Annotated in this window: 25 protein-coding genes, 1 tRNA gene and 10 pseudogenes; 12 read left to right on the top strand and 24 right to left on the bottom strand. The window is 43.7% G+C overall.

Annotated elements, in window-relative coordinates; all coding sequences use genetic code 11:
• Window positions 1-34: 34 nt before the first annotated feature.
• Window positions 35-1262, bottom strand: a pseudogene (locus tag JCM11217_RS10020) (acyl-CoA/acyl-ACP dehydrogenase).
• 192 nt (window positions 1263-1454) lie between these two features.
• Between JCM11217_RS10020 and JCM11217_RS10015 the strand changes: the two are divergent.
• Window positions 1455-2554 (top strand): annotated as a pseudogene (locus JCM11217_RS10015) (DUF763 domain-containing protein).
• Window position 2555: 1 nt separating this feature from the next.
• Here the strand turns inward: JCM11217_RS10015 and JCM11217_RS10010 are convergent.
• The 7 genes from JCM11217_RS10010 to JCM11217_RS16090 form a co-directional block, all read right to left on the bottom strand.
• Complete coding sequence (locus JCM11217_RS10010) at window positions 2556-3002, bottom strand: hypothetical protein (protein WP_054842833.1); 447 nt, start codon at window positions 3000-3002, stop codon at window positions 2556-2558.
• A 38-nt stretch (window positions 3003-3040) separates the two neighbouring features.
• Window positions 3041-3247, bottom strand: a complete 207-nt coding sequence (locus tag JCM11217_RS10005) for a hypothetical protein (RefSeq protein WP_054842832.1) — start codon at window positions 3245-3247, stop codon at window positions 3041-3043.
• A gap of 132 nt (window positions 3248-3379) precedes the next feature.
• Entirely contained in the window at window positions 3380-3961 is a 582-nt protein-coding gene (locus JCM11217_RS16105; protein WP_243679133.1) for a glycogen/starch/alpha-glucan phosphorylase, read from the bottom strand.
• A 19-nt stretch (window positions 3962-3980) separates the two neighbouring features.
• Window positions 3981-4166 carry a hypothetical protein gene (locus tag JCM11217_RS16100; RefSeq protein ID WP_243679132.1) on the bottom strand — a complete coding sequence of 62 codons (186 nt, stop codon included), beginning with the start codon at window positions 4164-4166 and terminating at the stop codon, window positions 3981-3983.
• 71 nt (window positions 4167-4237) lie between these two features.
• On the bottom strand, window positions 4238-4849 hold the full coding sequence (locus tag JCM11217_RS16095) for a hypothetical protein (RefSeq protein WP_243679131.1): 612 nt from the start codon (window positions 4847-4849) through the stop codon (window positions 4238-4240).
• 129 nt (window positions 4850-4978) lie between these two features.
• Entirely contained in the window at window positions 4979-5677 is a 699-nt protein-coding gene (locus tag JCM11217_RS09995) for an adenosylcobinamide-GDP ribazoletransferase (RefSeq protein ID WP_243679130.1), read from the bottom strand.
• Between the two features lie 6 nt (window positions 5678-5683).
• On the bottom strand, window positions 5684-5848 hold the full coding sequence (locus tag JCM11217_RS16090) for a hypothetical protein (RefSeq protein WP_243679129.1): 165 nt from the start codon (window positions 5846-5848) through the stop codon (window positions 5684-5686).
• Window positions 5849-6025: 177 nt separating this feature from the next.
• On the opposite strand from JCM11217_RS16090, the gene JCM11217_RS09990 reads away from it, so the two are divergent.
• Together JCM11217_RS09990 and JCM11217_RS09985 are read left to right on the top strand one after the other, a co-directional pair.
• On the top strand, window positions 6026-6964 hold the full coding sequence (locus tag JCM11217_RS09990) for an SLC13 family permease (protein WP_243679128.1): 939 nt from the start codon (window positions 6026-6028) through the stop codon (window positions 6962-6964).
• Window positions 6965-7236: 272 nt separating this feature from the next.
• Window positions 7237-7641 (top strand): hypothetical protein, encoded by a 405-nt coding sequence (locus tag JCM11217_RS09985; protein WP_243679127.1) that lies wholly within the window; start codon window positions 7237-7239, stop codon window positions 7639-7641.
• Here the strand turns inward: JCM11217_RS09985 and JCM11217_RS16085 are convergent.
• From JCM11217_RS16085 to JCM11217_RS09965, 6 genes and pseudogenes are all read right to left on the bottom strand, one after another.
• The gene (locus JCM11217_RS16085; RefSeq protein WP_243679126.1) at window positions 7638-7841 is read right to left on the bottom strand and encodes a hypothetical protein; all 204 of its coding nucleotides are present in this window, start codon (window positions 7839-7841) and stop codon (window positions 7638-7640) included. The two genes, JCM11217_RS09985 and JCM11217_RS16085, sit on opposite strands and share 4 nt — an antisense overlap.
• Entirely contained in the window at window positions 7838-8218 is a 381-nt protein-coding gene (locus JCM11217_RS09980) for an AAA family ATPase (protein ID WP_243679125.1), read from the bottom strand. Before JCM11217_RS09980 ends, JCM11217_RS16085 begins: the two co-directional genes overlap by 4 nt.
• A gap of 20 nt (window positions 8219-8238) precedes the next feature.
• Window positions 8239-9541, bottom strand: a pseudogene (gene asnS / locus JCM11217_RS09975) (asparagine--tRNA ligase).
• Between the two features lie 67 nt (window positions 9542-9608).
• Window positions 9609-9788, bottom strand: a complete 180-nt coding sequence (locus JCM11217_RS16080; protein WP_243679124.1) for a hypothetical protein — start codon at window positions 9786-9788, stop codon at window positions 9609-9611.
• Entirely contained in the window at window positions 9758-9934 is a 177-nt protein-coding gene (locus tag JCM11217_RS16075) for a hypothetical protein (protein ID WP_243679123.1), read from the bottom strand. The genes JCM11217_RS16080 and JCM11217_RS16075 overlap by 31 nt, the downstream gene beginning before the upstream one ends.
• 38 nt (window positions 9935-9972) lie before the next feature.
• On the bottom strand, window positions 9973-11163 hold the full coding sequence (locus JCM11217_RS09965) for a DUF1512 domain-containing protein (RefSeq protein ID WP_054842830.1): 1191 nt from the start codon (window positions 11161-11163) through the stop codon (window positions 9973-9975).
• A gap of 74 nt (window positions 11164-11237) precedes the next feature.
• Here JCM11217_RS09965 and JCM11217_RS09960 point away from each other — a divergent pair.
• Window positions 11238-12302 (top strand): annotated as a pseudogene (locus JCM11217_RS09960) (TIGR04084 family radical SAM/SPASM domain-containing protein).
• 42 nt (window positions 12303-12344) lie between these two features.
• Window positions 12345-12423, top strand: a tRNA-Arg gene (locus JCM11217_RS09955).
• Window positions 12424-12638: 215 nt separating this feature from the next.
• On the opposite strand, the pseudogene JCM11217_RS09945 reads toward JCM11217_RS09955, so the two are convergent.
• The 7 genes and pseudogenes from JCM11217_RS09945 to JCM11217_RS09920 all read right to left on the bottom strand — a co-directional run bounded on the left by JCM11217_RS09945 (window position 12639) and on the right by JCM11217_RS09920 (window position 17535).
• Window positions 12639-13849, bottom strand: a pseudogene (locus JCM11217_RS09945) (aldehyde ferredoxin oxidoreductase C-terminal domain-containing protein).
• A complete protein-coding gene (locus tag JCM11217_RS09940; protein ID WP_243679122.1) occupies window positions 13846-14523 on the bottom strand; it encodes an aldehyde ferredoxin oxidoreductase N-terminal domain-containing protein in 678 nt (225 codons plus the stop codon). Before JCM11217_RS09940 ends, JCM11217_RS09945 begins: the two are co-directional and overlap by 4 nt.
• Window positions 14524-14580: 57 nt before the next feature.
• Window positions 14581-14775, bottom strand: a complete 195-nt coding sequence (locus JCM11217_RS16070; protein ID WP_243679121.1) for a hypothetical protein — start codon at window positions 14773-14775, stop codon at window positions 14581-14583.
• Window positions 14775-15152, bottom strand: a complete 378-nt coding sequence (locus JCM11217_RS16065) for a hypothetical protein (protein WP_243679120.1) — start codon at window positions 15150-15152, stop codon at window positions 14775-14777. Before JCM11217_RS16065 ends, JCM11217_RS16070 begins: the two co-directional genes overlap by 1 nt.
• Window positions 15131-15891, bottom strand: a pseudogene (locus JCM11217_RS16060) (MFS transporter). The gene JCM11217_RS16065 and the pseudogene JCM11217_RS16060 overlap by 22 nt, the downstream one beginning before the upstream one ends.
• A 546-nt stretch (window positions 15892-16437) precedes the next feature.
• Window positions 16438-16629: a chromatin protein Cren7 gene (locus tag JCM11217_RS09925; protein ID WP_054842750.1), complete on the bottom strand. Its 192-nt coding sequence runs from the start codon at window positions 16627-16629 to the stop codon at window positions 16438-16440.
• Window positions 16630-16861: 232 nt separating this feature from the next.
• Window positions 16862-17535 (bottom strand): annotated as a pseudogene (locus JCM11217_RS09920) (3,4-dihydroxy-2-butanone-4-phosphate synthase).
• Between the two features lie 97 nt (window positions 17536-17632).
• Between JCM11217_RS09920 and JCM11217_RS09915 the strand changes: the two are divergent.
• Window positions 17633-18325, top strand: coding sequence for a nucleotidyltransferase family protein (locus JCM11217_RS09915; RefSeq protein WP_054842825.1), 693 nt, complete (start codon window positions 17633-17635; stop codon window positions 18323-18325).
• On the opposite strand, the pseudogene JCM11217_RS09910 reads toward JCM11217_RS09915, so the two are convergent.
• Window positions 18322-19294: pseudogene (locus JCM11217_RS09910) on the bottom strand (molybdopterin biosynthesis protein MoeC). The gene JCM11217_RS09915 and the pseudogene JCM11217_RS09910 sit on opposite strands and share 4 nt — an antisense overlap.
• A gap of 137 nt (window positions 19295-19431) precedes the next feature.
• Window positions 19432-19935 carry a dTMP kinase gene (gene tmk, locus JCM11217_RS09905; protein ID WP_243679119.1) on the bottom strand — a complete coding sequence of 168 codons (504 nt, stop codon included), beginning with the start codon at window positions 19933-19935 and terminating at the stop codon, window positions 19432-19434.
• A 63-nt stretch (window positions 19936-19998) separates the two neighbouring features.
• On the opposite strand from tmk, the gene JCM11217_RS09900 reads away from it, so the two are divergent.
• Together JCM11217_RS09900 and JCM11217_RS09895 are read left to right on the top strand one after the other, a co-directional pair.
• Window positions 19999-20490, top strand: coding sequence for a hypothetical protein (locus tag JCM11217_RS09900; protein ID WP_054842824.1), 492 nt, complete (start codon window positions 19999-20001; stop codon window positions 20488-20490).
• A 48-nt stretch (window positions 20491-20538) separates the two neighbouring features.
• Window positions 20539-21602: pseudogene (locus JCM11217_RS09895) on the top strand (inositol-3-phosphate synthase).
• A gap of 46 nt (window positions 21603-21648) precedes the next feature.
• Here JCM11217_RS09895 and JCM11217_RS09890 read toward each other — a convergent pair.
• The gene (locus JCM11217_RS09890; protein ID WP_054842823.1) at window positions 21649-22347 is read right to left on the bottom strand and encodes a helix-turn-helix domain-containing protein; all 699 of its coding nucleotides are present in this window, start codon (window positions 22345-22347) and stop codon (window positions 21649-21651) included.
• Between the two features lie 213 nt (window positions 22348-22560).
• Between JCM11217_RS09890 and JCM11217_RS09885 the strand changes: the two are divergent.
• The 4 genes and pseudogenes from JCM11217_RS09885 to JCM11217_RS16050 all read left to right on the top strand — a co-directional run bounded on the left by JCM11217_RS09885 (window position 22561) and on the right by JCM11217_RS16050 (window position 25795).
• Window positions 22561-23852 (top strand): annotated as a pseudogene (locus tag JCM11217_RS09885) (MFS transporter).
• A 119-nt stretch (window positions 23853-23971) separates the two neighbouring features.
• Entirely contained in the window at window positions 23972-25006 is a 1035-nt protein-coding gene (locus tag JCM11217_RS09880) for an NAD(P)-dependent alcohol dehydrogenase (protein ID WP_054842822.1), read from the top strand.
• 10 nt (window positions 25007-25016) lie between these two features.
• On the top strand, window positions 25017-25517 hold the full coding sequence (locus JCM11217_RS16055) for a hypothetical protein (RefSeq protein ID WP_243679118.1): 501 nt from the start codon (window positions 25017-25019) through the stop codon (window positions 25515-25517).
• Window positions 25481-25795: a hypothetical protein gene (locus JCM11217_RS16050; RefSeq protein WP_243679117.1), complete on the top strand. Its 315-nt coding sequence runs from the start codon at window positions 25481-25483 to the stop codon at window positions 25793-25795. Before JCM11217_RS16055 ends, JCM11217_RS16050 begins: the two co-directional genes overlap by 37 nt.
• Window positions 25796-25803 lie beyond the last annotated feature (8 nt).

Genomic DNA, 25803 nt, shown 5'->3' with positions numbered 1-25803 from the left:
TAGAGGAATGATAATTCATCGATGAGGCACGTGATTATTCCACTTCCTTACCTATTAATCCCCTTGCCACTATTAATCTCATTATGTTCTGTGTTCCCTCAGCACCAACGTAGTAGCTCAGCTCCTAGGAATGCCCTGGCTATTGGGGTTTCCTTGAAGTAGCTAACGCCGCCAAACCACTTCATGACTTCTAGGCCAACGTCTATGGCCAACTCCACGGCGAGCATCTTGGCCATAGCCCCCTGCATTGGCAACATCGAGTATGGAAACCGAGGAATCACCCCCCCTATAGAACTTATCCGCAAGCCAGGCAGCCCTATATACCATGAGCCTGGCAGCCTCAAGCCTTGTGCTTAGCTCGGCGTACCTAAAGCTTACTGATTGGTATGAGGAGATTGGCTTACCAAAGACAACCCTACTCCTAATCCACTCCCTGCCCTGCTCAAGCATCCAACGGGCAGTTCCAAGGGCCGCGGCGCCAATTAACGTCCTGGCCACATCGAAGCCTCCATGGCTATCTTAAACCCATTATTCACCTCGCCAAGCACGAACTCAGGATCCACAGGTGCACCATTAAGCCTCAGGTAACCGGTTGGTATTCCCCCCCTCCTACCCCCCCACTCCTCGTAATCCCTCGTTTCAAATCCCGTGTTAACAACCCCCCCATTCCTCTTGACCATGAATAGCATGGTCGTTATGGCCCTATGCTTAGCCTCGAGAGGTCCCGTCCTCGTTATTGTTACGAAGCCACCACCATAGGGCAACCTAAGGGCTATTGAAACGCCAGTCACCATGTTCTTCTCACCCGTGAGGAGCCACTTACCATTGACGAGCTTTGCCTCGGTCCTTTCACCAGCCACGTCACTACCTCCCTGGGGCTCAGTAGACGCTATACCAATCCAAGCCTCACCCTTAGTTAGCCTCGTCAAGACCTCCTCCTTAACACTATCCTTAGCGTAACGCTGAACTATGAAGGGCCAGGCGGTCTCCAGTAGGAAGTATACCGGGACCGCTAGGCTCGGGTCTGCGTAGGCCAACTCCTCAGCGGCTATTGCCGCCATTAGAAAGGAACCCTCCGAACCACCATATTTAGAACTGAGTGTTAAACCAACTAGACCATGCTCGGCAAGCCTAGGTATTAAGTCAAGGAGTGAGTACCTGCCCTCGTCAAGATCGACCCAGTGCGGTTTTATGTAACGCTCGCCAAACTCCCTAACCGAATCCCTAAACAGAGCCTCCTCCCTACTAAAGTCGAAATCCATTAATGATCAAGATTTAAGGGTGCATAAAAGCATAACCTTATTACCATTGATACTAATGAGAACTCACTAGGGAATGCACTAAGAACGAAAGAACTATATATTAGTCATTAAAAATACAGTTATGTGAGTGTTTCAGGGTTTGCGGATTTACCGTTACATACGGGCCACGTACCACCGTGGCTCTATAGCAGGATGGTTAAGCTTAGCGGACTTATTGTTGAGTTATTGGTTGATGAGCACGGTATCAGGGACACCATCAAATTATTCTCTAATCCACTCTTCTTTCAGGCGTTTAATAACATAATTGGTATGGATTGGGACTCATCAGGTAGCACTACGATAACCACTGCCGCGCTTAAGGAGGCATTATCGAAGAAGGATGTGGGTATCAGGGTTGTTGGTGGTAAGGGGGGGGTTTACGCAATTAATACGCCCGTTGAAATTGATGAGTTGGGTAGGGTTTGGGATGTCGATGTTGAGAGGCTTAAGCTTATGTCTAGGCTTTCTGCTAAGATTGATAATACGGCGTTGCAGGATGGCTATAGGCTTTATCACCATGCAATGATTATCGGTTCTGATGGTACTTGGGCGATAATTCAACAGGGCATGAATGAGAGGATTAGGTACGCTAGGAGGTACCATATTTGGATGGAGAATGACTTATTGAATGAGCTCATACGGGTATTGTGGGTGTTAAGGGTGATTATGCGCTTAACATGGTTAGTAGGTTAAGTGGTGATGCTAGGGAGACCGTACTTGACCTTGTTCATCAGGACGTTAATAAGGTAATTAGGGATTGGGCATTGGTTAGGGCTATGATGAGGGGGGGTGACTCCACGATACTTACGTACCTGGGTAAGGAACCACCCAAGTACTATAATCCGTACATAAGCGGTGCCTTTAGACCGTACACGGCATCGATAAATGAGGATGCCATTAAAAGGGCGAGGGATGCCAATGACTTTAAGGAATTACTACTCGTTAGGGGCTTTGGGCCTAGCACAATGTTAGCCCTGGCGTTGATAGCTGAGTTGGTTTATAGGAGCCCGGTTGATTGGGATGACCCAGCAAATATTGATCCAAGGAGGTATGCATTTGCGCTTGGTGGTAAGGATGGGTCGCCATACCCAGTTGATAGGGAGGTTTATGATGCCGTTATCGACATTATGCAGGCAATAGTGGACGCTGCTAAGAGGGATAGGGGGGGACTAACCGTGTACTTGAGACATTTAGCCAGGGTGGCTAAGCAGTTGAACCTACCCACCGACTTAGTAAGGCCGACACCGCCATAGGTTAGGAACGGGCCATTAGTACCTGGGTTATTTCATCTGTGGTTATTTCATTAATCGTGACGCCCATATTAACTAGGTTATTAATGATAGCGTTTATGTCCGTATCCGGATGCATAATAACTGATAGCCTAGACGTTGCTTGGTCGTAAAATAAGCTCACAATACCGTCAACAGACCTACTAATCATTAGCTCCAGCTCCTCAAAATTAATGCTGCCCTTAATGCTCGCATTCATGATGACCTTCCTAAGTATTAAGCCGACACCGAGTGAGAGAATTGACTGTGCAATATCACCGAAACTAATGTTATTGGTGTCGTAGGTTATTACGAGGTCATTACCGAAGAACTTCATGAGCAGTATTCCATTAAGTGTTGATAATGCCTTCACTATTAAATCAAGGTACTCCCTGCAATTAGATATAACCTTAATAACCCTGGTAACCTCCACGGTGTGATGATTTATTTAGTAGAAAAATAATATTATTCTTAAATGCTAATTAAGTAGTTCATATGCCTGGACTCAACGAAAGCCTCATTGATTAGGTGGTGCTTCATTAACCTAATAGACCTGTACTTATTACCGCATACGGGGCATCTCCTGGACCTCGGGATTTTATTACACTCACTACTTAAATGCATGTATAGCTCGGTTAATGTATCAAAGGACCTACCGCAGAGTTTACATGTCGGCATTGTCGACCAAGGCTACCGGGGGAATTAAAAAGCTTTAACCTTATCCCCCCCTGACGAGGTCTGGGTAGTACTCACGAAGAACCCTCTTGATGTCGACCCTGGGTGCAAAACTAAATATGGCACTTAGGCTTATTAGGTAGAAACGCTCCTTATCCGAGTTATATAGTCGTACACCTGGGAGAACTTCGCCTTAAACTCCGTGTACTCCCTCTCATCAATCTCCTTACCCCTTGGATCGTTTGCGAAGTCTATCAACTCCCTAATATCACTACCGAATAACCAGCCATTCACGCCATCCGTTATTAACTCAACTGCGGCACCATCCCTAGACGCTATGCTCGGCACGCCATTTATTGCGGCCTTCATGAAACTCGTACCACTGGCCTCCCAGCCGGGGGGGAATGGCGTGAATAGTAATACGTCAATACCCTTGAGTATTGTCTTTGCCTTAATAACGTCATAATCATGTATGTAAACAACGTTTTTATACTTCCTGTGTAACTCCCTGAATTTCTTCATGTATATCAAGCCATCCTTATCCATTGGATGGGACTTACCGCCCAATATGAAAACGACATCGTTAAACTCACCCTCCTCTATTAACCTAGCCACAAAGTGAGGTCTCTTGTACAGCGTCATTCTCCTAACCCACGCGACTACGAACGAGTCATTGTTTAGCTCAATGGATTTATACGATCTAATTAAACCCTGCAACTCCTTCTTTAATCGAGACTTAATAAGAGTAAGGCTCTCTCTCGTTAGTGACCCCCTTCTCATAGAGCATTCTTATTTCTGGGTCCATCCACCTATTTAGGTCGACGCCATTTGTTATGAACCTAGCCTTACTAATGAATTGAGGTATTACCTTCCTCATTATGTCGTAGTGCTTCGAAGATACCATTATTACCTCCCAAGCCATTGCCGCCCCCAATGCTCGTTAGGACTACTGGGTCCTCAATAAACCTGTAACCAGTCTCCTCCTCAAAGAGCCTATTTGGGAACGATGGATGCCCCCCAGGGACCTGGCGTGTGAATAATGAGCCTATACCTGCCAGGTATTCTAAGTGTTATTGGCACCATGGCGGCGTAAGCCTCCTGAAGATCTATGTACCTAACATTCTCAAGCCCCACATTCCTCCTAATGAACTCCACAGCACCCCTCGCAAGGAATATGTACTTCAGGAACTTCTCCTCAACACTACCCTCTATGTATATCCTATCCGTCAACCTCAAGGCCCACTCAGGCCCCCTAGGCTCTAGGAATACCGCATGCGCAGAACCTAGGCGATACTCCCACGCATTAACCTCCACATTCTCATTTCTTAACCTAACCGTGAAGGTATCCACAAGCCTTAATGATTCAAGGAAGGACTTAGGTTGCGGTTGTGGCTTCGGTATTGGATTATCATCCTCATCAAAGTCATAGTCAACATAACCATTCCTGTATAGGAGTGTGATTACATAGTAATTAAGGCCGAGCGCTGCCGCACCGTAAAACTTATCACCCTCAAGAACACCAAGCCCACCGGCATACGTGTACCCCCCCATATCTAATGCTAGGTCCGGCGTTATACTTATTATAGCGTCTGAGTCATTGCTCATACAAATGATGCGGTTAAGGCGGTGTATTAAAGCAATACTGAACATTAGATGGAAATAGACATAGGAATAAGCAGTGATAGTAGTACTAGAGTTATAACCCTTGAGACCTCGAGTATGAAGCCATAGAGATCACCAACAGCGCCCCCCAAGGCTTTCCTGCAAAGCCAGAAACAACAATATACTAGAGACAATTGATATCAAGGCTATTAATACACCAATTAAACCCAGTAGTAAGTAAGTGATCGCCAGACCGATTATTAATGCAATAATAATTAAATGAACCCTCTCCTTACTATACCTAGTTAATTGCCAACCCAACCCCCCCCTATGGCCAGGCTCTTTACCAACCACACCACATAGACAGCACGAGGACTTGGACACTATCTCCGCCATGAACAGAGACTGCCATAATATCCTCATTAAATTAGGTAATGACGATACCGCAAGTATCACCAGTAATACGACCATGGCTACCGACGCAGAGCCCCCCCTATGCGGGTCCTTAAGTACCCTAACCCTATCCTCAACTGATCCCCCCCTAACCATTAATGCATCAATCACATCAGCAAAGCCATCAATGTGATTAAGTCCTGTTAGAATAAGTAATAGTAAATACGTGATTGAGGAAACCAACAAACCACTATGTATTAGGTGGCTTAAGTAGTAACCGAAGAGACCAGGTAATAACCCAGTTATCACTGGAACGATTATTATAGCGAGCCACGCGTTTCTCAATGCCCTTGAGACATCGTGAGGACCACCAATGGGTATTACCGTAAAGAACGTGATCACTGCCCTTAAATCATTAATAAAATCCATAACTCTCATTTAATGTCACCAATTCGTCACGAGATTAATTTCCTTAAGTATGTTCAGTAAGGCCTGCGTTATTATCATTAAATCAAACCTCTCGAGCCTCATCATCAATAACTCACTATCTATCTTCCTAATTAAGTTTATTTGTTCAATTCTCTTTCCTTTAATTAATGCCGGAGACAAAGCTTTTTAATTCTTATACTAGTGTAGAAGGACACTAAGCAGGATATGCTGTCAATAAAGTTCATTGAGGATAGTGTCGTATTAGCAATTACATATGGCCTGATAGCCTGAGGGGGGGTTGGGAGGATTAATGTACAGCCCTGGATAGCAATGCTATTTGGTGCGGCTTTAACGATAGTGCTCGGTATACTTACGCCTAATCAGGCCCTATCTTCGATAAATCTCGACGTTATTCTATTCCTAATCTCATTATTCACAATATCATCGGCGCTTGAGGTTAGCGGATTCTTCAGTTATCTAGCGTATAGGTTATTAATTAGTAGCCGTAGTATGGGCAGGTTAATACTCAGGATATTTGGGCTATCAGCCCTATTATCGCTCGCCCTATCGAATGATGGTATTGCTGGTTCATTTACGCCGGTAATAGTATCCATGAGGAGGCAGGCTAGGATAAACATTAAACCCTTACTTTACGCCCTGGCCTTTGGCGTAACCATAGGCAGTGTAGCGCTACCGGTCGGCAATCCGCAGAATCTACTCATAGCGCTTGAGTCAGGTATGCCGAAGCCATTCATAGTATTCGCACTTTACTTACTACCGCCGACAATAATTAACGTGTTGGTGACGTACCCATTACTATTGTTTTTGTTTCGTAATAACAATGATGATGTGGTGATTGAGGAGGTTAGAAGGCCTGAGGAGTTACTTGTTAATAGGAGGTTGGCTTACACGGCAATCACGATACTGTTAATACTAATACCGCTCTACTTCATAACGGATATCTTCAATATAAGCCCATACCTAACCCCCCCAGTTACTTTGACGTTCATGGGCGCCTCAATAATCTACCTACTCAGTGGTGGTGATAGGAGGAGTGTTGCGCATAATGTTGATTGGACAACAATACTATTCTTCATAGGCCTATTCATAGTCAGTGAGGGAGCCCTTGAGTCAGGCGTGCTTAATGCATTGGCTCATTACCTGCCACAACCAACGACGTTATTGGGCGTCTTTATATCAGGCTTACTTCTTAGTCAGGTTATTAGTAATGTGCCGATGGTGGCCCTGTACATACCAATAATGAGAGAGTTGGGGGGGTCATGCCTAACAACTTAATTATTTGGGTTGGGCTTGCGGCATCCAGTACAATAGCGGGGAATCTAACGTTAATCGGCGCAGCTAGTAACGTGATAATTAGTGAGGCTAGTGAGAAGAGGGGGTGGTGAAGGCTTTGGCTTTTTAGAATTCATGAGGTATGGAGTGCCAATTACCATCGTGAACACCCTAGTTTACTATGTATGGTTAAGTTACGTTCACATATCACTTTGACTCTGTTTTTTCAGTAATTAGCGAACAAAATGTTTTTAAAGCATAGTACTGCCATTGGCATGGGGGGGATTGAAATGCGCATTTATGGCATTGCCATATTCGAGGTCAATAAGGACCTCGACGTTGCCATCCTCGACCTTGAGAATGCCGGTCTACATAGGCTTGAGTACATGGAGATTGACCCAGACCTAGCCACTTACCTTGACATGGCTGAGGAGGAGTTCGGCGACACGCTTGGTAAGTATAGGACAATTAAGGACTACGTCTTTGAGTATGAGAATGAGAGACTTGTACTCATTAGGTTCTTCATGCAGGGTAAGCGTGTTGGTAAGGTATTGCTCGTGAGTCTCAGAGCTGGTACACTTAGGAGTGTTGTTAAGAGACTTGAGAACATTGGCTGGAATAGGTTATTCATGTTTGAGATTAAGAGGTTAATGAGAAGTATTAAGTATACAGACCATTAAGCCACACACTCATCCATTTCCTTACTAAGGCCTATTAGAAAATCCGTATCGAGCGCATCAAGCCAGTCAACCACGCCAATAACACCATTACCACTCAATACATGATTAATTATGTATTTAACAATATCCTGAACATCCTTACCCGTTGTATCAACCTCGATCACCCTATCCTTACCAAATAAGTCAATGGCCATACTCAATGAAGAACCACGGCCTCAGCTAACACATTCTCAACAATCTTGCATTTAGGCCAATTCCTCATCAATAACCTACGCATTAACTCAGTGGGGGGGTTGAGCCTAAGTACGATGCACCAATCAATCAATGCCTTATCAATTAGGTTTATAGCCACAGTATCAATAACGTAAGAGTCTAGGCCACGTAAACTCCTCTTAATTAGCTCACGTGCCTCCTCCTCATCCACTACGTAATTCGTGAGCAATCTAGGGTCCCACCTAAGGAGAGGTTTTATTATTTCGTTTATGTCTATCAATGCTGTATTAAGTGTTTTCGAAAGCTCTATCGCCACCGTGGTTTTCCCAACACCAGGGGAACCGGTTATTAGTAATCGAACCATTTTAAATCATCACTTACATACTATGGTTTGACACGCCTTATATCCCTTGGGAATGGTATTGCATCCCTAATGTGATCAAGTCCGCAAACCCACATTACCAACCTATCAATGCCAAGCCCAAAACCCGCATGCGGCACTGAACCGTACCTCCTAAGGTCCAGGTACCAATCATAATCCTCAGGCTTAAGTCCAAACTTCTTAATCTTACCGAGTAATTCCTCATAGTCGTAAATACGCTCCCCCCCACCACCAACGATTTCCCCCCCATAACCCTCCGGTGCAAGTACATCAACGCTCAGTGTTGTCTCCGGCCTACTTGGGTCGTTTCTATGGTAGAAGGCCTTAACCTGCTCGGGGAAGTGGTGTAGGAGGATTGGCTTATCGAATTGCATTGTTAGCACCCTCTCTTCATCAGCTCCGATGTCATCGCCCCCCCATTTAATGTTCAATCCCTTAGACTGAAGAATCTCAATAGCCTCATCATAACTAACCCTATAGAATGGTGGTTTCACATTCTCCAGGATCTTCGTATCCCTATTCAGCAATTTCAACTCATCCTGCCTCTCCTCAAGGACCTTATTAACGACGTACGTAATCAAGTCCTCAAGCAGGTTAAGTAAACCATCGAATTGAAGCCAAGCCTCCTCAGCCTCCGCATGCCAAAACTCCGTCAAATGCCTCCTAGTCCTTGAAGGCTCAGCTAAAGCTTGGCGCCACTGTGTAAACCTTCTCAAGGGCGTAGATCAAAACCTCAAGGTAGAATTGAGATGACTGCGTTAAGTATACGTCCTCCCTATCAAAGTACTTAACAGGAAATAGTGTGGCACCGCCCTCGACAGCCGCTGATACAAACATTGGTCCCTGAACCTCGTAATAACCCCCCCTAGACCTAAAGAATTCATGAATAGCACCAAACACTGTATGCCTAACCCTGAGCACAGCCCACATCCTCCTACTCCTGACCCATAAATGCCTAACATCAAGTAGGTACTCACTATCTGCCTTAGCGGCATCCTCATTTATTGGAAATGCATCACCAACGTAATACCAATCAATGCTTCTAACGTGAATCTCGGCACCACCTGGCGCCCTTGGTTCCCTCTTGACAGTACCCGTTAATACGAGTGACGACTCTATATTGAGTTTAGATGCTATACCCGCCACGTTCGGGTCAGACTTACTAATGACCGTCTGAATTATACCACTCCCATCCCTAATTACCAGGAATATCTTATCCTTCAACTCTCTCTTCCTATAAACCCAACCCCCCCTTATCGTGACCTCCGCACCATCACTTAGGCTAAAGACATCTTTTATGCTCATTGCCTTATTCCATATTAAAATGGGTCACGAATCTTGTAAACAAACCAACCAGTTATAAAGCTTATCTTCATGAGTACTGCTCAGTGGGCCTTGAAGAATATATTGCGTGAACCACGAGTCTCTCACCATCATTGGGACACGTCTCATCAACAACCTTACCCACATAATCCCCGAGCCTATACGGTATTGTCTTAGAATAGCCACAGCGAGGGCACGTTAAAACCTCAACATCACCACCAATTGCCAATTGCCCCTTGGACTCTGTCTCCCTAATTGCGCAAATAACTCTTTAATAACTCTATAGTACCTATTATTCATTATTAACCCAATTAGCAAAGCCACTATAAAAATTACGAGACTCACAACCGTTATGTAGTAATACTCGAAACTCACTGCATGCATGACAACTGAGCATTTAAATAAATTACTAACTACTGGGCAACACCGCCAGTATTACCAACACCAATGAGTATTACCTCCTCACCCTCCCTAACATTCTCCCTAATAGCCCTCTTAACCCTCTCCACAGCCTCATTAACCGCACCCTCCACATCCTTAGTCATCGCCGATAAAGCCTCAGGCAATCCCATCTTGATCAATATGGCGTAGAGCGGTATTCCATACTTACTAGCGGTCCTTTCTATGTTGAACCTCTCAACACCAATACCACCCATGGCAACGCCAACACCCTCCGCTATTGATCCCGTCTTCTCACCCTCAAATTTCAATGCGGCATCCACGGTGATTATCATCCTCGGCTTAACACCAACCCTCTCTACTAGGTATATTATGCCATCATCGAGATTACCAACCGTACCTCCAGGACCCCCCCTAGCCTTAATAACATAAACCCTCCTACCCTCAAAATCACAAAGCCCTATGTACGTGTCCTTAATATTATGCGTAAGCTCCGTTAAACCTGAACAACTCCTCATGAACCTATATGCCGTTAAGGGGGGGCCGGCGGCATCACCAACAGGCTGTCCCTTTAAGAATGTTGTTATTGCACCATTTAATGCATTAACATACTCCCTAATGATCGGTAATAACATATATACCTGCATCATTAAGTATGGATTCTTATACTTATTACTCAACCTATAGTAATGCATGATTACTTTATATATGTAATTCAATTCCCTTAAACCATCAACAGCATCAACAACATTCTGGACGAGGGGCCTATCGATATTTGGTAATAAAGTCCTTATTGAGTCCTCAAGTTTTTCATTATAGGAGGTCACAAGTAACTTAAGGGTCTTCATTAATCCTGTAGGTTCGGCGCTAACTGGTTCTATAACCACAAACTCCATGAGATCTTGTATCGTTTTCTCAATTAAGTCCTTATTTGTTGGTTGGGATGACCCATTTGACCTTAGTAGTTGGTTAATATGGCTAATAACTAGGTTGACATTATTAGTTATCAACCTACTTAGGTTAGTGAGGAAGTTTCCCACACTGTATGAGTACCACATTATTGCCATGTAATTCTGGAAGTATGGTGTGAGGAGTAATACGAATATTATGAGCCAAATTATCGTAGATATAAAGCTCCAGAAGCTACTCTGATTGCTTAATCCAGCCTGCAGTAGCACCTGAAGTGAAATCGTGAGTATGTCCATCAATTAACAATAATAGGTGCTAGTTTTAAAAGCATTCTGAGTATGAGCGATCAAAATTGGTAAGGGTGTTAAGGATGCTGTGGCTTCTATTTACAACGGGCGCATGCAACTTAAAGTGCTCATACTGTGGAGGATCCTTTGAACCATATGTCGTACCCTGGAGGGTGACTTATGATGTTAATAGGCTGAAACAATTGATTGAGAGGGATGCCGATGCTACCGTGATCTTTTACGGTGGTGAGCCACTGCTTAATCCACGCTTCATAATGTGGGTCATGGATAACATTAAGGCGAGGAGGTTCGGAATCCAAACTAATGGTACCCTCGTTAATTTACTGCCCAGGGATTATTGGAGGAGGATGGACGTAGTTTTACTATCCATTGACGGTAGAGAAAGCGTTACTGACGCCAATAGGGGGGGGTAGGGGTGTTTATAGGGCCGTTGTTAATGCATTAAATCACCTGAGGAATATTGGCGTTAGGAGAATTATTGCCAGGATGACCGTTACCAAGTTAACGGACATCTACGAAGACGTCACACACCTGCTGAGCCTTGGTTTTAACTATGTTCATTGGCAGTTGAACGTCATATGGACCGATAAGTGGGATGTTAGGACCTGGGCCAATAATAATTACCTGCCAGGCATCAAGAAATTAGTGAGCTTATTTCTGAAAAACGCAGAGGAGGTAGAATACTAGGTATGGTGCCAATACTCGGTATATTAAATGCATACTTATTCAAGCCATACGAGGGACCACCCTGCGGTGCAGGTTATAGGGCGGTCGCCGTATCAACCGATGGCAGGGTACTGGCATGCCCAATAGCCGTCAGGGAGAAGTGGGCAGTCCTTGGTGATATTAACAATGGATTTAGACTAATGGAAATAAAGCTGCCCGAGATGTGCATGAAGTGCGAGTTTAGGCCTTATTGTGGTGGTAGGTGTCTATACGCGTTAATGGAGGGTGAGAAGTACTGGGGCAAAGATGGTGTTGAGGCCGTGGACTATGTGACCAAGGAAACGATAAGGATAGTGCTGGCGATAGCACCTCAGATAAAGGAGCTTATGAATAAGGGCATCATCAATAGTAACGAATTAATTTACGACCCAATACTCGACTCAACAGAGGTAATACCATAGGTGCACCTAAAAAATAAAAGGGAAATATAGGAGTAATACTACGGCCCCGTAGCTCAGTCAGGAAGAGCGGCGGCCTTCGGAGCCGTAGGTCGTGGGTTCGAATCCCACCGGGGGGCCGCCAATTTTTCTTTCAATTGCACATTACCTATTGATTCACTCAAGGGCCGTAATTAAATTAGGGGCATTAAAAGACCCTAGAGCAGCGATGGGTAGTTAACTCACCGGGTATTACAATAATGCATATCATGTCTAAGCTATAACCTCTTACAACACGGCATTGATTTTGGTAAGGATACGGCAGCATTAATCAGTATTGACAATGCTTAACACTGGAGATTAAGGTTTATGCCCTCTTAGTACTTTTTCAGCTTTGTCTCTTAGATCTGTTATCCATTCAATTTTCAAATCCCTTAAATACTCACGGCTTGGAAGCCCAGTTTCAACGTCCCAACCCCCCCTAATCCTGTAGAATTCCCTAACACCATCAATTATTTCTTCACGTCTAAATTTTGGGCCATTCACGTCATCTATCATCTTCCTTGGTACTTCAGCCCATGGGTCAATATAACCACTCAGAACATGCCAAATCCTGGCTATGGTATCAATCCTAACACTAACCTTAACCAGGTCATTCTTAGTAACATCCCTACCAGTAGCAAGTCTATACAGCATCTCAATATCGTCCAGGGTGTATGGATTAAAAACGCAAAGCCCCCCATTGAATCCATCACGGCTTTACGATCTCTATCTTCAACCATTGAAGCAACGGTATCCCTAAGCGGCGTCTCCGCGTCATGAAGCCTTGGCCAACCTCTGAGGTGGCTACCTCCAACGTCAGCCGTTAAGTACGAAATAACTAATCCCCCCCTTAATACCGTGTTTGGATACCAAGCGGGTAATCCGAGACCCTTGAAATGAACTGCGTACTCACTTCCCTTACCTAGTATTTTAGATGCATCAGCAACGCCCTGAGCGAGTATCTTGCCAAAACCCCCCCTTTGATAGGCAATATCATTAATTAACTTAATTAATGCCTCACCATTACCAAACCTTAAATCAATATTTCCAACCTCCTCCCTCGTAATGAGACCCCCCCTTTCATAAAGCTCCATGGCCCAGGCAATAACATTGCCCGTACTTATGGCGTCTAAACCAAGGTCGTTAACTAATCTATTAGCCTCAAGCACGTACTTCTCATCAAAGACCCCAGTCGCGGCGCCCAATAGGGCTAGAGTCTCGTATTCTGGCTTAACGTAATCCTCCTCACCAGGTATTCTTACCCACCTCGAGCACTTAATTGGGCATAAGGCACCAATTATCTTAATAGGCTTATTAGGAAATCCCTTCTCAAGACCTAACTCCCTGAACCGCGACCCAGACAGTTTATAGGCGAGCTCATCCTCAAGCTTTGGCCTACCGTAATTAAATGCCGGTGATGTACCTATTAAGCCACTATATAGAAGCCCATTCGTCGTACCGAAATCCCTATGCTCAGCCGTATCAACCGATGACTGAAACTTCCTATATAACTCAAGGGCTTTCTTCATGAAACCATACTTATCGGCAATGGGTATATTGGGGGGATCCCGTACGTCGCGATTGCCTTAAGTCCCTTACTACCAAAGACTGCGCCTAATCCGCCTCTACCACCAGCTCTCTCGCCATCAACCATAATATTCGCTATTTTCACGAGATTCTCGCCAGCAGGTCCAATGACCATTATAGAAGCCGCCTTACTCGTCTCCTCCCTAATCAACTTAACGGAATCCCTAGTTGTTAATCCCCCCCAAATCCTCCCGGCATCCCTAATCTCGACCCTACCCTTACTAACCCATAGATACACAGGTTCGCTTGAGGCGCCTTCAATCACGAGCGCGTCAAAACCCGCACCCCCCCTGAGCATGTATGAAAACCACTCACCAACACTGGTGTCATGTATTAAGCCAGAGAGTGGACTAATGGCGCCAACTATTGTCTTAGACGATGCAGGCGCCAAACCAGCTAAGGCACCGGCCGCAATGACTATCTTATTGCTACCTGATAATGGGTCTATACCTGGCCTTAACTCCCTTGACAGTATTCCATAGACAAAGCCCTTACCTCCATAAAACAACTCCACCAACCAATTGGGTGTTTCCTCAATCAATACTTTACCACTGGATAAATCAATCCTGGCAATCTTACCTGCATAACCAAACATAGTGAGTCTACGGTAATACATCGTGGATATAAATATTACGTAACACGTATTTTAACTAATAATAACTAATTAAAGCGCTCAGTGGTACCTACTTAACGTCTCCTGAACGAGTGAGTAACCATACTCAATGGCCCTTTTCCAGGTACCCTCCCTAATAAACACTAGGTAACCAGCTAAGAATAGTGCCATGAAGAACACAGCACTTGTGAAACCGACGAAGGGTCCATACTTAATAAAGAGGTAACCAATTATTATAGAGTTGAAAGCACTCATCAAATTAAGAATACCATTGTATATCCCATCACAGTAGCAGTGGTTCCAGGTGGTGCTATATCAAAGCCATTAACGGCATAAGAACCCACGGTTAAGTTCATTAATCCCGCTGCCGTCGCAAGTAATAACGCCGTTGGCAATAATTCATGGGCAATCCCCGTAAAGTATGATAAGGCAACTGCCACTATCATTAACGACATGGGCACTATCGAACCGAGTCTCTTACCCATTACTTTACCATAACGAGCAACCAACCAGTCATTAAATGGACCAGACGCTATAAAACCAATAAAGAGTGCCGTATCTATTGCCGCTGAGTAATAACCTGATTTAGTTACTGAGTGGGCGAATTCACCTACATCAACGGTGGTAACCAATATAGGAATGTATAAAGTATATATCCAAACGATATAAATGTTAATAGGACGCCAATACCGGCCTGTGTCGTAAATACTATACGGAGTGCTATTTTCCATGTATCGCTGGACTTAAGCGTTGGTTCCGTAGCCATGGCCTTACCCTCCCTAATGTAATCAAGCTCCGCCTTATTGACCCAAGGATGCTCCTCAGGCTTATCCCTAGAAAGTGCATACCAAGCAATTGCTAATAATATACCTAGTATACCGAAGAATAGAAACACGCCCCCCCTCCAACCCCCCCATAATGCATATAACGCCGCACCACCCGCCAAGCCAATTATAGGCCCTAATGCCTGCCCTGACCCAGCCCACGTAAATGCCTTAGACGGATCCCTTATACTGGGGAATTTATTGGCCATACAGGCCCCCCCTCTGACGCACCCATTAATCCTCTCACAATTGCCATTGATATGAAGTTGAAGGCTGATGCCGTTAATGCCGTGAATGCCGACCATAGACCAAAGAATGCTGCCATGGCCTTCCTTATTCCTAGCATATCCGTGATCCAGCCACCAGGGAAATTGAAGATTGCATATGCAAGGGACCATATGAATAGTATTAGGCTTATATTCATTAATGCATAATGAGATAGCGGGGGGGCACCTGGCTTTGACCATCCAAAGGATGCTGAGAATGCCGGTTCTGTTAAAACCCATATCTCCCTATCAGCATAGTTAAATGTTATTGCGATAAACATTAAAGCGACAATGAGCCACCTAACATTACTTCTCCTAATTGATTGCCTTTGCTCCTTAGACTCTGTCATAAAAATACCTTATATTTAATGTATTTTTAATTTTTATTATCATATTTTTGTTCAATTTAATCAATATCGTATCCACATAAATTTTGACTTATATTCATAATCTTAATCATATAGCTCACAGACCTTATAACTCTCATAATTTCATACATACTATTCTCGCTGGGAGTCTTACAGTCCTTTAGATAAATGTATATTCTCGGTGTATTATTGATAACAGAGACTTAATGTTATTAACCGTAGCCATGCAACAGGGAACCCTTGTCTCTTCATCTACAATTATCACGTTATCGTCCTTATTAATACCAGGATTCGAATTTAAAACCAATGGGTGCTCACTTACGCAATTGCATGGCCTTGAGCAGTCCTCAATAAAGACTAGCCAGCAATTCATACGCAATTAATATGATTTTTAGGTAAGGAAATAAAAAGGGAAAAATGGATAGTTTTTATGAATTTTTATTTGAACGTATTAAGTACTTAGGTTATTATGTTTCCTTGTTCGTCTACTTTGGCTATTACTTTCCTCACTGTCTTGCCATCGGGCGTCTTGAACAACGCCATTACGAAGCCCTTCCTACCCTTAGGCTGAACCTTCCAAACCTTCGTAGGCTTAAGCTTCCTACCCTCCACATCATATTCCTTCTTTGCTAGGTCCTCTAGTGTGACCATATTGGTCAATAAGTTCATTGATTCGGGAGTATTTAAAAACATCGCTTGGAAATGCAACGGACGAATATATCGGTCTCAATACGCTAAATCTCACATAATTTCTTTACTAATATCAAATTTTATGATAATTATGACAAGTTGAGATTAAACAATATCAAGGCAGGAGGTATATTAGTAATACGTGAGTTAATACGATATTCACTTATATGATTTATTATTTAGATAAATATATTTAAATAATTCCATACCTCTTAGCCTCATTAATTATTTCATCGCCACTTATGAGAGCTGTGCCTAATTCATTGGCTATCTTACTTACAGTATCCTTACTTAATGCCCCCCCACCATCATCGCTGAGCATCTCAACAATTACCAGCGCTGGCGGTATTCCCGCCATCCTTGAGAGCATTAGGGATAACTCGGTATGCCCGAACCTGTGCCCCCCCACCCTGCCCAGCAATATTGGCACGTGGCCTGGCGCGTAGAACTCCTCATAGAAGACCTTACGGGCATCCATTACCCTACCCTCACTAATCATCTTAACCACATCGGCAAGTCTCGTGATCGTTAATGCCCTATCCCTATCCCTAATGCCCGTTATTGTCTTCACGTGGTTAACATATATTGAAAATGCTGGGTCATCACCATAGCCGGGCCTCTTCACTAGCCCGTTAAAGCCTATTTTACGTAATACATTACTCATAAAGTCAAGACCTAATTGCCTACCTATTGAGTCCTCCGTCACGAAGCATATTAAACCACCGGCATTCCTTCTCATCCAGGTAATTACGGATGGCGTTACGTAATCAGCCTAATCACTGCGTCAACCTCATTCTCCCTATTATCGGAATCGTGTATGAATATTACCTTGCCCTGCCTAAGCAGTTCCAATGCCTTATCAATCATACGCTCCTTAAACCTAAAGTTTAAGTTAATAAGTTTAACTTTAAATGCAGGTTTATGATGCTTAATGCATTAATAGAGCTAACTTAATTCTCAATTAATGGTTAGGGCATTAATCCTGGCTGGAGGCTTTGGAAAGAGGCTCCAACCACTAACGTTGGATAGACCAAAACCACTCATTGAGGTTGGTGGTAAGCCAATACTTCAATGGCAGATTGAGTGGCTTAGTAGGCAGGGTATTAAGGATATAGTCCTCGCCGTTGGTTACCTAAGGACCAAGGTCTTTGAAGTCATGGGCGATGGCTCCAAATTCGGCGTTAGGCTATTCTACAGCGTTGAGGAGGAACCCCTTGGTACGGGTGGCGCCATTAAGAACGCCATGAAGTTCCTTGAGGATGAGGTATTCATAGTGCTTAATGGCGATATAATAACGAACCTATCGATTAAGCCATTAATAGAACAGTTGAATGGTAATGTCATCTCAACGATAGCCCTCGTCCCCCCCATGAGGAGTCCCTATGGAATTGTTCACGTTGACCATGAGGGCTTCATAACGGAGTTCAGGGAGAAGCCACTGCTTGATTACCTAATAAACGCGGGTGTCTACGCCTTCACCAAGGACATCTTTAAGTACTTACCTGATAAGGGCGATATTGAGGTCACGGCATTCCCAAAGCTAGCAAGTGAGAGGAGGATTAGGGGCGTTATCTATAGGGATGTTTATTGGAAGTCCGTTGACACTGTCAAGGATGTTGAGGAAGTTGAGAAGGTGATAACCGAGGTCTACGCCTAAACAACGGGCGTTTTTAGGGCCTTTAATACCCTGACCTCCTTAATAACTGTGTACGGGTATTGACCATTCTCATCCTTCTCATACTTCTTGACCATATCCCAAACAGTCAGTAGACCGACGCTACGGCGAAGACCGCTCCATCGCGGAGCCCGTGTTTGATACGTTACGCGTGTCCACGGTAACCTCAACGCCATCCTCAACAACCTTAACATCAGCATTAACATAGGTTATATAATTAAGGTGCACGAGGGGTAACACCTCCCAGGTCTTCTTGGTGGCCATTATTGACGCTGCCTTAGCCACGGTCACCACATCGCCTTTCTCCACCTTACCCTGCCTAATCAATTCGATAGTGCCCTCCCTAAGCTTTATGAAGCCCTTAGCCGATGCTTCGCCGTAATACGTGGGCTCGGTGGTAACGTCAAACATCGTGACAACAGGTGCGCCACCCGCATTATCCTCAAAATCACCTAGTGAAAGGCTTACCCCCCCGTCCTCAGACTTAACCTTACTAACGACTTTAATGTCGAACATACCATCAACACGGCTTGAACCACAGGTCTGTACCTGCTTACCCATGAAGTTTGTGACCCACTCAGGCGTGCATGTCCTACTGCATCCCTTAATCGTGTTCCACGCAGCCAGCAGACCCGTGAATAGGCCGAACAATGCATCCATCTCAACGCCGGTCTGAGCCTTCGTCCTAGCCAACACGGCCATCCTAATTCCATCCTTTTCATAGCGCGTCCTGGCCTCGATATACGTAATTGGCACCGGGTGAAGAAGCGGTATGTATTTCCAAGCAGTCTTTGTTGCGTTTATTGCCGTTACCTTAGCTATGGCCGCCGCATTACCAAGACCGCTAACGCCAGTCTTCATTAGTTCGCCCATGGTATCCTCGTCGACTCTCAGGAAGCCTGTGGCAATGGCCTCCCTATAGACAGGTTCCTTACTTGTTATGTCAATCATCTTAACAGACATAGCAAGGTACTACCACATTACGCCTATTTAAGCTACCCTCCTCAATGCATTAATTATTAACCCGTAAACATCATCAACAACAACGCCCAGCTCTCTATCCGCATTGACCACCGGGTAGTTATTCATCACGCCCGCCTCAGCAGGATCTCCCTAACCTTAACGAGGAATTCCCTATTGACCTCAAAAACCTCAAGCTCACGCCTACTACGTAGCCTACTAATCACAGTATCGATGGGTGCATCAAGAATTATTGTTAAGTCTGGCTTAGGCACAAACCTGTGAAGCTCCATTAACCACTCCTGCTGCAGCCCCCCCATTGCACCTTGATAAGCCAGTGTCGACTCCATATAACGCTCAGTAATGACTAAGTAACCGCCGTCAAGCATAGGCTTAACCTCACCATAGTAATGCTGAACCCTATCAGCCGTGAAGAGTAGGGCAAATATTGATGGGTGAGCCACGTTAGAGCCAGGCTTAAGGAGCCAATCCCTTATTAACCTGCCAATGGGTGATTGACTAGGCTCAGCCGTGGTGTACACCCTATAACCATCTTCCTCCAGCTTCTTCCTTAACATGGATATTACCGTTGACTTACCAACACCGTCTATACCCTCGATAGCCACGAACATGCCTAATCCTAACCCATCAGAGTGAGAATTACTTATTAAATAATTCATTCTAGTAATGAAATAATGAGGAAGGGATTATTGATAACGGGCGGTGCATTAATAGTGCTTGGGATTGCCATATTCTTCATAGGTATTTACCTAAGCTCAGGAATAACAAGCGGCGTTGAAGCCCTAGTTACTGGGGGGGTACGCAATGAGACCCTGGTCCCACCAAACTCATCAATAACGATAGCCGTTCCAGAAAACGGTGCTGCAATAATGATTATCTACAATGACACCTTAGGAAAGCCATTACAGGTGGTTACATCAGGGCCGGGCCAGTTAGAGACCGAGAATGTTGAGGGCCAATACGTGGTTGTGTACGTACCCGAAACAAGCCCAGGCACGTTATCAATGGTAAATAATTATAGTGAGAGTGTGATGGTTTATTATACCTACGGCACGATTAATGTTAATACGCTCATGCCCTTCGTACTATCCTCCATCGTAAGCATAGGCCTCGTGATAGCTGGCGTAGTACTCCTGATACTGGGTGCGGTTTTGAAGAGTAAGTGAATTGATCGGGAGAAACCTTTATTAATAACTGTTAATATTACGTGAACAATGAAGTCGAGCATCAACGTAGCAATAGCCGGTGTTGGTAATACGGCCTCAGCCTTTATCCAGGGACTTAAATACTGCGAGGTCGAGACTGAGCGTCGGGCTCGCATTCCAACGCATCGGGCCATACGAGCCAAGGGACATAAGGATTGTTGCTGCCTTTGACGTTGACTCACGTAAGGTCGGTAAGGACCTAGGCGAGGCAATATTCACAGAGCCTAACAATGCGCTTAAGATAGTTGATGTTGGTAAATTGGGCGTTATCGTGAGGGCAGGCCCATTACTTGACGGTGTCGCTGAGCAATTAAGAAATACCTTCATACCAATTACAGAGGGTTCCATCGAGGATGTTATTAGGGAGTTAGAAAGTACTAATGCGCATGTCCTCATTAATTACCTACCAACGGGAGCCCAAAGAGCCAGTGAGGCCTATGCTGAGGCTGCCCTAAGGAGTGGGACTGCCTTTGTGAATGCCATGCCGTCAGTAATAGCGACATCTAGAGAGTGGCAGGAAAAGTTCGAGAAGGCAAAGTTACCTCTCGCTGGTGATGATGTCCAAAATCAATTAGGCGCCACAGTCCTCCACAAGACCATAATTAGGCTATTGGCGTTAAGGGGGGGCGTTAAGATAGAGGCACGTACCAACTAAACGTTGGCGGCACGCCAGACTTCCTAAACCTAATGTATAGGAAGGGACAGAAGGAAAGGACTAAGACGGAGGCTGTGAAGAGGATGGCGGATGGTGAGGACTTCGACGCATACATATCGCCGGTAGCCTACATAAAGTTCCTCGGCAGTAGGAAGATTGCGCACATGCTCATTGAAGCCCGCGGATTCGCAAACGTACCAATCAGGATTAGGATTGATCTAGAGGTTTACGATCCATTTAACAACGCCGGCGTTATGATCGACATAGTCAGGGTCATGAAACTGGCAATGGATAGAGAGGTTGGTGGGCCGCTCATCAGCTATCCGCATGGGCATTCAAGAACCCACCAGTCCATGCACCACCCGACATAGCCTACCAATGGCTCGTGGAATTCATCGAAGGCAAAAGGAGTAGATAGTTTAAATTTAATATATGGTTATGGTGATGTAGTAGATAAAGTATAGTCAATTTTCTCTCCATATTATAGCCTTAAGTATCTTACTTAATGATGATCGTATATAACGATCTATCGTGGACTTCGAAAGGCCAAGCTCTTTAGATAGCTCATCCATACTTATTGATCGTGGTATGTTGAAAAAGCCGCGTTCAAAGGCATACTTAAGCACTCTGTACTCACTCGAGTTTAAAAATACATCAAGTTTTGATGTATTTGCTGCAATTAAATCCTCAATTTTTAAAGCCTTAAGACTCTCATTAATGACTTTGCCATAATTAATAACTTCTTTAAGGAATTGATCAATGGATTCACGATTAAAAGCTAAGAAACCCCCCCAATGCTCAACACCATTAGTATAGTACGCATAAACCTCAAGAAGCCCAAGCTCCTGAGCCAGAAAACGAGTGGATAAATCTATATTACCTTTAACAATAACCTTAACATACTTAGGATAACCCGGGTTTATACCCATAAAATATACTATATCAATATCATGTTTACGCAATGAATTAAAGACTTGCCTTAAGTCATCCTTACGGTTAATCCTCAATGTAGCAACCTCGACGACCTCGCCCCTAGAATAATCAAAACCAGCCTGTGTAACCCTATAGACCCAATCAAAATCTGTAAGATTTGCTGTCCAATCAACTTCATGGACATAGCTTAAATCTAACAATATTAAATTATAATAATTGATATTTCTCACGGCATTGATAATGCGTAATTCCTATTATTAAGTTTTTCTTCCATTTTACATAACTAACATAGTTTTTTATAATCATCATACAACATGTTGCATAGATGCTTTATATTCATAGTGTATTCTTATTAATATTGTATGAGTTCGTGGGATGTAATAAGGAGGTTTGATGAGGCAAGGTTAACTTTAGCCCACTATAGATGGACTGTTTTGGCTGCAATGGGTGATTTCTTAGATGCAGGTTCGATAGTCGCTGGTGCGGTATCCACGATATATTGGATCTCAACATTTCATTTAACGTCACTTTTATTAGGAATCATTGCTGCGTTTAGCCCTAACGCATTTGCGGCATTTGTTGGAGCAATAATAGCAGGGCCTCTTGGTGATAGATATGGTAGAAAAACAATCTATATGTATGACCTACTTGCGTACTTCGTAGGTGCATTAATAATGGCTGCAGCTGTTAATTATATAATGCTTTTAATAGGGTATATAATTGTAGGTATCGCTGTTGGTCTTGATGTGCCTACATCCTGGTCGTTAATAGCAGAATACGCACCAAAGTATAAAAGAGGATTTTTAATGGCATTTACCAACGTCTTTTGGTATATAGGACCTATAGTCATGCTCCTATTAGGTATAGCCTTTGAGCCCTATGGAGCATTAACCTTTAGGGTTGTGTTCAGTGTATTGGCTGCCGTTGCAATAATAACCTGGATCCTCAGAAGAGGCCTAATTGAATCACCTAGGTGGGGGGGTTAGTAGCTGGCAAGACAAACATAGTTCAAGAAGCTTTAAAACAGCTTGGTGAACAAACAACTACGCAAGCAAATACTCCTCAGGGCGCGCAGCCTCAACAATCTCAATATAAGTATAAGTGGAGCGACATCTTTAAGTATAAGAAGGGATTAGCGTTCATAATACCAATTTATATATTCTGGGGTGTACCAGCGGGAACATTCGGGTTCTTCCTACCTTACTTCTTTAAGGATATTGGATTCACAACGACCACGATGGCTTATGTAGGTGATATACTGTGGTTTATAACCGCAATAATAGGTGTAGTAGCTGTTTATATGCAATTATCTGATAAGCTAAATAGGAATGTAATGTACGCAGTAGCTGCTGCGATCTGCGCCATATCATTTGCAGTACCCATATTCCTACCATTCAGTATATTATGGGTCGCATTACTTAACGTAATAGGATTCGGATTTGGACATGGTATGTGGCTTTGGCCGCAGACAAGGGTTTGGTCAACTGAGTTATTCCCAACTGAGGTGAGGAATAGTGCTCAGGGCTTTGCATGGTCTTGGATGAGGTTTGCCCTAGGTGTATGGAGCTTAATAGTACCGACTTTAATAGCTATAATTGGATATAAAGCCATCGCTGCTGTTGCTACGACATTCTTTATACTAAATATAATAATAGGCTATTTGTATGGACCTAAGTCACAGGGCAAATCATTAGAAGAAGTTCTGAGAGATTTCTATGGAGGCAAAATTCCATAAATAGATTGATAAAGTAATTTAAAAAATATTCTTAAAATCAATAGACTCAAGTTTCAATTATTTATATCTAACATGTTGCAGTCATGATTTATAAGGTACTTTATATCTTAAATTAAAATGTGAAAGTAAAGGCGGCAATACTTCAGGAATTCGGTAAACCATTAAAGATAGGTTATGTAGATATTCCGGAACCAGGTGATGATGAATCAGTACTTATTAAAATCATAGGTGCCGGTATGTGCAAAACAGACATAAGGTTATGGAAAGGTGAGGAACCTAGAGAAGGGTTTGGAACACCTTTCGTTCTTGGTCATGAAAATGCAGGCATTATTGAGGCTGTCGGAAAGAGAGTTAAAGGGCTAAATCCTGGTGATAAGGTCCTTGTTTACGCAATATGGGCTGATTTAAATTGTAAGTATTGCCGCATTGATAAGTGCATGATGTGCAAAGGCCATGCTATTCCAGGTCAATCATATTATTATGGTGGGTACGCTGAGTATTTATATGTACCTAATTACAGGTACTTAGTTAAGATAGATATTGACCCCCCCATAGAGGCTGCACCTTTAGCTGATGCAGGTTTAACTTCATACTCAGCAGTGAAAAAGGCGCTGCCTTACTTAAAACCGGATTCAGTAGTTATTGTTTATGGTGTTGGTGGTCTGGCTTCATATGCAATTCAGTTTCTCAAGCACTTAGTACCCTATGTAAAAATAGTAGCTGTCTCTAGGAGTGATAGTAAGCTTAAGTGGGCTATGGAGTTAGGGGCTCATTATGCCGTACATCCCAGTGATGTTAATAAAGTAATTAAAGATTTAAATCCAGATGGCGCAGCTGTAATGCTCGATTTCGTGGGTAATGAGGATTCTGCAAAAATGATACCTTTATTAGAACCAGGCGGTGCCGTAATACTCGTTGGCATGGAGGGTAAGTCTTATCCAATACCCGTGTTTGAAACTACGGTTTGGCAGTACGTAGTTATTGGTAGTAATTATGGCTCTATAAGTGAGATGGAGGAAATGGTTAAATTCGTGAAGGAACATGGAATAAAGTCTTACATAGAGAAGGTACCTCTTGAGGAAGACGCTGTTAATAATGCTTTAAATAGATTAGCGGAGGGTAAAATATTAGGCAGATTTGTGATAACGCCATAGGGTGGTCAGCATGGGTGTCAAACGATTTTGGCTTGCCAAGGTTGGAGAACATGGTGAAGTTCCTGGACCTGAGGTTTATTGGATGCAGTGGTTTGATAAGTGGGTTAGGCTTTCCTTCTATTCATTGATTATTGACACGGATGATGGGTACGTATTAGTTGGTACGGGCCTTGTTAGGGATTTAACGCTTAGAAATAAGTTCCTTAGGGAGTGGGCTGGTAGTGATAGATGTCGCTTTACAGTTGGTGATGATGAGAGGATTGAGAATGTTCTTAAGAGGTTGAATTTAAAGCCAGATGATATTGCGCATGTGGTAATAACGCCTGTGCAGGATTACACCGTGGGCAATATAGACCTATTTAAAAAGGCGAGGATTTATTTCTCGAGGAGGGTTGGTTCGAGGATGTGGTTAACCCAAGACCATCACCATTCCTCAATAGGGACATTTACCTGCCCAGGTATGTTAGGGAGTATTTGTTCGAGGAGGCTTGGAATAGGATCGTCCTCTTAAACGATGAGGATGCCGTAGTCCCTGGCGTTAGAGTAAAGTGGACTGGGTGTCACCATAGGAGCTCCATGGCTATAATACTCGAGACTAAGGATGGCATTGTCAGCTACACGGATGCCGCGTTCACCATGAGAAACATAACCGAGAATATACCCATTGGAATCGCTGAAGACATTTATGAATGCCTTGACGCCTATGAATACTTAAGGAGAATTAGTAAATACATAATACCAGCCTACGATCCAGAAAACATAAATAGATACAAACAATGGATCATTTAATATTTAAA

It is taken from the genome of Vulcanisaeta distributa JCM 11217, assembly GCF_001316005.1.
In the GTDB taxonomy this organism is placed as follows: Archaea; Thermoproteota; Thermoprotei; order Thermoproteales; family Thermocladiaceae; genus Vulcanisaeta; species Vulcanisaeta distributa_B.
The sequence above is the reverse complement of the archived record's forward strand: the minus strand, read 5'-3'. Positions and strand labels throughout refer to the sequence as shown.